General features: G+C 50.2%; 8 protein-coding genes. 4 read left to right on the forward strand and 4 right to left on the reverse strand.

Annotation, left to right across the window (positions count from 1 at the left end; all coding sequences use genetic code 11):
* A partial coding sequence (locus MHN01_RS11200; protein WP_239411430.1) for an SsrA-binding protein occupies positions 1–213 on the reverse strand: 213 nt, incomplete at its 3' end.
* Between the two features lie 225 nt (positions 214–438).
* Here MHN01_RS11200 and MHN01_RS11205 point away from each other — a divergent pair.
* Positions 439–873: an SRPBCC family protein gene (locus MHN01_RS11205; RefSeq protein WP_239411426.1), complete on the forward strand. Its 435-nt coding sequence runs from the start codon at positions 439–441 to the stop codon at positions 871–873.
* The gene (locus MHN01_RS11210) at positions 863–1,231 is read left to right on the forward strand and encodes an RnfH family protein (RefSeq protein ID WP_239411431.1); all 369 of its coding nucleotides are present in this window, start codon (positions 863–865) and stop codon (positions 1,229–1,231) included. The genes MHN01_RS11205 and MHN01_RS11210 overlap by 11 nt, the downstream gene beginning before the upstream one ends.
* 81 nt (positions 1,232–1,312) lie before the next feature.
* Here the strand turns inward: MHN01_RS11210 and bamE are convergent, their stop codons facing one another.
* The 3 genes from bamE to nadK form a co-directional block, all read right to left on the reverse strand.
* Entirely contained in the window at positions 1,313–1,669 is a 357-nt protein-coding gene (gene bamE, locus MHN01_RS11215) for an outer membrane protein assembly factor BamE (protein ID WP_075762456.1), read from the reverse strand.
* 170 nt (positions 1,670–1,839) lie between these two features.
* Positions 1,840–3,507 carry a DNA repair protein RecN gene (gene recN / locus MHN01_RS11220; protein WP_239411427.1) on the reverse strand — a complete coding sequence of 556 codons (1,668 nt, stop codon included), beginning with the start codon at positions 3,505–3,507 and terminating at the stop codon, positions 1,840–1,842.
* 175 nt (positions 3,508–3,682) lie between these two features.
* The gene (gene nadK / locus MHN01_RS11225; protein ID WP_075762454.1) at positions 3,683–4,564 is read right to left on the reverse strand and encodes an NAD(+) kinase; all 882 of its coding nucleotides are present in this window, start codon (positions 4,562–4,564) and stop codon (positions 3,683–3,685) included.
* Between the two features lie 195 nt (positions 4,565–4,759).
* On the opposite strand from nadK, the gene grpE reads away from it, so the two are divergent.
* Entirely contained in the window at positions 4,760–5,380 is a 621-nt protein-coding gene (gene grpE / locus MHN01_RS11230; RefSeq protein WP_239411428.1) for a nucleotide exchange factor GrpE, read from the forward strand.
* A gap of 214 nt (positions 5,381–5,594) precedes the next feature.
* Positions 5,595–7,296 (forward strand): molecular chaperone DnaK (gene dnaK / locus MHN01_RS11235; protein ID WP_239411429.1); only part of this gene is annotated, 1,702 nt, incomplete at its 3' end.

Below are 7,296 nucleotides of genomic sequence, written 5' to 3' on the forward strand. Positions count from 1 at the left end.
GGTGATCTGTACCCCGGAGATGAAGGCTTCGCCGTTGCGCAGGAACACGTAGCTCTCAGAAATGTTTACCTTGCCCGAGCGGATCGCTTTGACTTCCCAGCCTTGCAGTTCCAGGCCTGCTTCGTATTCGTCGTCAATCGCAAATTCATGACGCGCCGATTTGTTTTTCGCAATGGTATTGCTACCCGGCTTGCTTGGTTTTTTCTTTGCCATAGATATTTTGTTCACTCTTTTGCAGTCCCTGCCGGATGAGATTATCGGCAGGTCGAAGTGCAATAATCGCAGACCTGATTGGCTAATGTCTCAGGCATGATTTGCACGAATTTTGGCTAATAGCCGAGTAATGGTATCATTGCCCCACCTCTTCTCCTAGGTTTTGGCTGCTAAGTCGCTAAATACTTGAGAGTTGAGGCACTTGTTATGGGTAAAGGAGAAACTATGCCTCAGATTAGCCGCTCTGCACTGGTTCCTTTTAGTGCACAGAAAATGTTTGAACTTGTTAATGATGTTGAGTCTTACCCTGCGTTTTTGCCGGGCTGTTCCGGCACCAGGATCTTAGAAAGTTCTGACGAGCATATGATGGCATCTGTCGATGTATCCAAGGCAGGAATCAAGAAAACCTTTGTCACCCGCAATCAGCTGATTGGCGTGAATAAAATTGACATGCAGTTGGTGGAAGGCCCTTTCCGGCGTCTGGTTGGCGGCTGGCACTTTACCGAGCTTGATGCCGAGGCATGCAAGGTCGAGCTGAAACTGGATTTTGAATTTACCAACGGGTTGGTAGAAGCGGCGTTTGGCAAAGTGTTCCGCGATCTAACCAACAATATGGTGAATGCGTTTACCCAACGAGCCAGAGAAGTGTATGAGTTCTGAAGAAAAGCTGATCCATGTCGAGGTGGTGTATGCGCTGCCTCAGGCCCAGCGTGTGATCAAGCTGGCGATCACCCCCGATACCCAGGTTCATGAGATTATCGAGCAGTCCGGCGTGCTGGAAATGTACCCGGAAATCGACCTGAAGAAGAACAAGGTGGGTGTCTACAGCCGTAATGTGAAGCCCAATGCGACGGTGCACGATGGCGATCGGATTGAAATCTACCGTCCGCTTCTGGCCGATCCGAAAGAGATCCGCCGCAAGCGTGCCGAGCAGGCCAAGCGGGAGGCGCTGGATGCAAAAGCGGCCGAAGCTAAGGACGCTGAAGCAAAGGAAACCGAAGCCAAGGCGACCGAATAAAGCCTTATTCTGTATACCTGAAACAATAAAAAAGCTCGCATCTGCGAGCTTTTTTTGTGGTCATCACTTATTTCAGTGGTATCAGTTAATCGGATCCATAAAGTTTGGTCCCGACTGATAGTCACCGGATAGCCCAGTGAGTTTGTTCTGGGCATCAAAGGTGAGCACCAGATTCTTCTGAATGGCTTCGTCATGGCCCGGCTTGTGGTAGTAGACGTAGTACCAGGTATTTGGATATTCAGGTTCAACCAACATTGGCGATCCCAGAACATAGCTCACCTGTTCTTTGTTCATACCGTAACGCAGGGTATTGATGTCGTTTTGATCAAGGTAGTTACCCTGATTGATATCAATTCGATAAACCAGCCTTTCAACGACTGAACAACCACCTAACAGGCTTACTGCTAACGTTAGTGCAGCAATGTTTTTCCAACTCATAGCATCCCGGCAAATTCGCTTTTACTGCTGCGATGATAAACAAGCTCTGGGCAGAAGTAAAAAAGCGGTTAAGAAAAAAACTGTAATTGAGACTGTGAGCTAGCTAATTAGTTGCATCACGGCTTAAGTTTATTTCAATAATACCAGTCTGAACAATATTCTGTTTGATATCAGGCCGCAAACAGCAATTCTTTTGCGTTGGCGAGCGTTCTTTCGGTGATTTCGCTACCGCCCAGCAGGCGGGCCAGTTCGGAAACCCGGGCTTTGTCATCCAGCGGATACATGTTGGTTTCTGTTTTGCCTTTGGTTGATTTCTTGGCAACAAACATCTGCTGGTGGCCGCAACCGGCAACTTGCGGCAAGTGAGTCACACACATTACCTGTGTTGATTCGCCCAAAGTGCGCAGCATTTTACCTACGATAGCCGCCGTCGGGCCGCTGATACCGACATCCACCTCATCGAAAATCAGGCTCGGGGTTTCGACTTTCTGTGCGGTGATCACCTGGATGGCCAGGGAAATACGCGACAGCTCACCACCGGAGGCGACTTTGCCCAGCGGCTGCAACGGCTGGCCGGGGTTGGTCGAGACCAGGAAGGTGATGTTGTCATAACCCAGCGGGCTGAGCATCCCTTCGGCATCGCTTTGGATATCAATTTTGAAAATACCGTGTTCCATGCTCAGTTCGTGCATGCTGTTGGAAATTTTCTTGTCCAGCTCTTTGGCGTAGCGCTGGCGGCTCTTACTGAGCTTTTCTGCCGTAGCGAGGAATTTCTGGCGCTGGAGTTCGACCTGCTCGGCCATCTCTTCCAGATGCTCGTCACTGCAGTCCAGCTCTTCAAGCTCTTTCAGCAAATCCTGGTGTTTCTGGTATAGCTCGTTGGGCATTACGTAGTGCTTGCGTGCCAGTGACATGATTTTAGCCAGACGCTCTTCAAGGTAGATCAGGCGCTGCGGATCCATATCCAGGTTGTCTAGGTAGCAGCGAAGCTCCTGGCTGGCTTCCTGAACCTGAATAATGGCCTCTTCCAGCATGGCCGGAATGGTGCTCAGGTTGCTGTCTAGCTCACCAAGGGTAATGACCTGCTGGCTGGCCATTTGCAACAGCTGCAGGGCGTTGCCTTCGTCATTGTCATACAGCACGGAAAGTGCTGTCTGGCTTGATACCGCCAGCTCGCCACTGTTCGACAGGCGCTTGTGCTCTTCTTCGATCTCGGCAAATTCGTCTTCGCCAAGGGCCAGTTCATTGAGCTCTTTGACCTGATACTGGATCAGCTGTTTCTGCGCTTCGTTCTCTTCCCGGTTCTGGGTCAGGCGTTTCAGTTCGTTGTTGGCCTGTCGCCAGATCTGGTAGGCCTTGCGGGTTTTTTCCATCAACAGGTGATGACCGGCATACTGGTCCAGCATTTGCTGCTGGTGCTCGGCGCGCATCAGTTGCTGGTGGGCGTGCTGACCGTGGATGTTGATCAGCAGCTGGCCGAGGGCTTTCTGCTGCGAGGCCGGAACCGGGCTGCCGTTGATAAAGCCACGGGAGCGGCCTTCTTTGGTGATCACCCGGCGCAGGATGCACTCCTCACCGTCGACGAGTTCATTGTCTTCCAGCCAGCGACGGGCTGCCTGGTTGTTCTGCAATGAAAAAGCGGCCGAAATCTCGGCTTTGTCTTCATTTGGTCGCACCATGCTGGCTTCTGCCCGATCTCCCAAGCATAGGCCGAGCGCATCAATGGCAATAGATTTACCTGCGCCTGTTTCACCGGTTATGGTGGTCATTCCCGGCTTTAGTTCAAATTCAAGGTTTTTGACAATAGCAAAGTTGGAGATCGTCATATGTGCAAGCATGTGTTCACCTGTTTAAATCAACACCTGTTTTTTCATACAGTATATACTGTATCTATACACAGTAAAGATACTGAATGAATTTTTTATCAAGAAAGTGTGATTCGAGTTAAGGTAATGAATTGCAAACACAAAAAAGCCAGCGCAATGGCTGGCTTAGTTCGGAAGGGAAAGGGGCTCAGAACAGTTTGCTCGACCAGCCCAGCTTTCCTCGCAGCACGTTGTAGTAGCTGTAGTTCTTCGGGTGGATCAGCTTGAGGTGGTCCGGGCTCTGGTAAATCAGGATTTCGTCACCGGGGCTGACCGGCAGGGAGACCTGTCCGTCGCAGCTGACCTCGAGGGTACTGCCGTTGGTCGGTGAAACCAGCAGCTTGATCCGGCTGTTGCCGTCAACCACAAGCGGTCGGCAAGACAGCGTGTGCGGGAACATCGGTACCAGGGAAATGGCATTGAGGCTCGGTGACAGGATAGGGCCGCCGCCCGATAATGAATAGGCGGTCGAACCTGTCGGGGTCGAGATAATGAGCCCGTCAGAGCGCTGAGAGAAGGCGAAGGTCTCGTCGATATACACTTCGAACTCAATCATGTGGGCAATCTTGTCCGGGTGCAGCACGGCCTCGTTCAGGGCGGCGTTGCGGCTTTTGATTTGCCCGTGACGGTGCACTTCGGCTTCCAGCAAGAAGCGTTTCTCGGTGATGAATTCGCCGTTCAGCACCTTTTCGAGCTCCGAGTCGAAATCATCGGGGGCAAGGTCGGTCAGAAAGCCGAGGTTGCCACGGTTGACGCCGATCACTGCCACATCAAAACGGGAAAGCACCCGGGCGGCACCGAGCATATTGCCGTCACCACCGACGACGATGGCCAGGTTGGCTTTGTCGCCAATTGTCAGCAAATCGCATAGTGAGGCTTGCGGGACGTCTAGATCGTTAGCCAGACGGTGATCGACCAATACTTCGTAGCCTTTGTTGTTCAGCCAGTCGTACAGACTTTTGTGGGTTTGCAGGGCGTCAGGGTTTCTCGGCTTACCAATTAACGCGATTGTCTGAAAAATGCGCTTCATGTCCTTGATCCGACAAATGATAGTGGAGCCAGTATAGCGCTAGGTTTAGACACTTGTCGCGCTTTGTGAGCGATCTCGGCTTGAATCATTGAACTTCATCCCCATAATATGCGCATGACCGTTTTTTAAGGGTGGGAACTGTGTGTTTTTTCCACTCCATTGACGAACAATATATCTTGGCGGAGAAGCGAACGCATGAGCAACGAAGAGAAAAAAGTACAGGACGAACAGCTGCAGCAAGACACTGTGAATGCAGCTGAAACTGAATCTGCTGAGGAAGAAGTAGTAGAAATGACAGCAGAAGAGCTTCAGGCGGCACGTATTGCTGAACTTGAAGCGGCTCTGCTAACCAGCGAAGCGAAAGTGAAAGAGCAGCAAGACAGTGTATTGCGTGCTCGCGCTGATGTAGACAACATGCGTCGCCGTACCGAGCAGGAAGTAGACAAGGCACGTAAGTTTGCCCTGAATAAGTTTGCTGAAGAGCTGCTGCCAGTTATCGATAACATGGAGCGTGCGATCGAAATGGCAGACAAGAGCGACGAAGCGATCAAGCCAATGCTTGAAGGTGTTGAGCTAACGCTGAAAACAATGACAGATACTGTTGAGAAGTTCGGTCTGAAGCAAATCAACCCTATGGGCGAAGCGTTCAACCCTGAATTCCACCAGGCGATGTCAATTCAGGAAAGTGCCGAGCACGAGCCGAACACGGTTATCCTGGTTATGCAGAAAGGCTACGAGCTGAACGGCCGCGTTGTGCGCCCTGCAATGGTTATGGTGTCTAAAGCTGCAGCGGGTAACGTTGATACTCAGGCGTAAGCTGAGCGGCTAGGATCGTAAAGCCCGCAATTTTTAAGCGGGTTTTTATTTTTTTGAATTTTTTTTCGATGTTGCCCTTGAAAACAAATTGGCTGCCCTTATCTAGTAGTCATACGACATCGTAAATCAATTTTCTGCGGCTGGGTCCGCATCGCTTGCCCCAATATGATTTCGGGCAGGTTAGTAGAACTAAACGAATTTCGGAGAAAGCCTGATGGGTAAAATCATTGGTATTGACTTGGGTACAACTAACTCTTGTGTAGCAGTACTTGATGGTGAAAAACCACGTGTAATTGAGAATGCAGAGGGTGAGCGTACAACGGCATCTGTTATCGCTTACACCCAAGATGGTGAAACGTTAGTTGGTCAGCCAGCTAAACGTCAGGCGGTAACTAACCCTGAAAACACACTATTCGCTATCAAGCGTCTGATCGGTCGTCGTTTCGAAGACGAAGAAGTTCAGCGTGATATCGAAATCATGCCTTTCAAAATTGTTAAGGCAGACAACGGCGATGCATGGGTAGAAGCGAAAGGCCAGAAAATGGCGGCTCCTCAGGTATCTGCTGAAGTACTTAAGAAAATGAAGAAAACTGCAGAAGACTTCCTGGGCGAAGAAGTAACTGGCGCAGTTGTAACAGTTCCTGCTTACTTCAACGATGCACAGCGTCAGGCAACTAAAGATGCCGGCCGTATCGCAGGTCTTGAAGTTAAGCGTATCATCAACGAGCCAACTGCAGCTGCACTGGCTTACGGTCTGGACAAAGAAGGCGGCGACCGCACTATCGCTGTTTACGACCTTGGTGGTGGTACATTCGATATCTCTATCATCGAAATCGATGAAGTTGAAGGCGAGAAGACGTTTGAAGTTCTTGCAACCAACGGTGACACACACCTAGGTGGTGAAGATTTCGATAACCGCATGATCAACTACCTGGTAGAAGAGTTCAACAAAGAGCAGGGTATCAACCTTAAGAACGATCCTCTAGCGATGCAGCGTGTTAAAGAAGCAGCTGAAAAAGCGAAAATTGAACTGTCTTCTGCACAGCAAACTGACGTAAACCTACCTTACGTTACTGCTGATGCAACAGGTCCTAAGCACATGAACATCAAAGTGACTCGTGCGAAGCTTGAGTCTCTGGTTGAAGATCTTGTTCAGCGCTCTCTAGAGCCTCTAAAAGTTGCTCTTGCTGATGCAGACCTGTCTGTTAACGACATCACTGACGTAATCCTTGTTGGTGGCCAGACTCGTATGCCAATGGTTCAGGCTAAAGTTGCTGAGTTCTTTGGTAAGGAAGCACGTAAAGACGTGAACCCAGATGAAGCAGTAGCTGTTGGTGCGGCTGTTCAGGGCGGTGTACTTGCGGGCGACGTGAAAGATGTGCTACTTCTAGACGTTACTCCACTATCTCTTGGTATCGAAACCATGGGTGGCGTGATGACTAAGCTTATCGAGAAGAACACCACGATTCCTACAAAAGCGAACCAGGTATTCTCGACTGCAGAAGACAACCAGAGCGCGGTAACTATCCACGTTCTTCAGGGTGAGCGTAAGCAGGCGGGCTACAACAAGTCTCTTGGTCAGTTCAACCTGGAAGGTATCCAGCCTGCACCACGCGGTATGCCTCAGATCGAAGTAACTTTCGACCTTGATGCCGACGGTATCCTGCACGTGTCTGCGAAAGACAAGAGCACAGGTAAAGAGCAGAAGATCACTATCCAAGCTTCTGGCGGCCTGAGCGATGAAGATATCGAGAAAATGGTACAAGAAGCAGAAGCTAACAAAGAAGCGGACAAGAAGTTCGAAGAGTTGGTAACTGCACGTAACCAGGCTGACCAGCTAGTACACGGTACGCGCAAGCAGATCGAAGAAGCGGGTGAAGCTCTTCCGGCTGATGAGAAAGAGAAAATCGAAGCGG

This window comes from Photobacterium sp. OFAV2-7, from assembly GCF_022347985.1.
Classification (GTDB): Bacteria; Pseudomonadota; Gammaproteobacteria; order Enterobacterales; family Vibrionaceae; genus Photobacterium.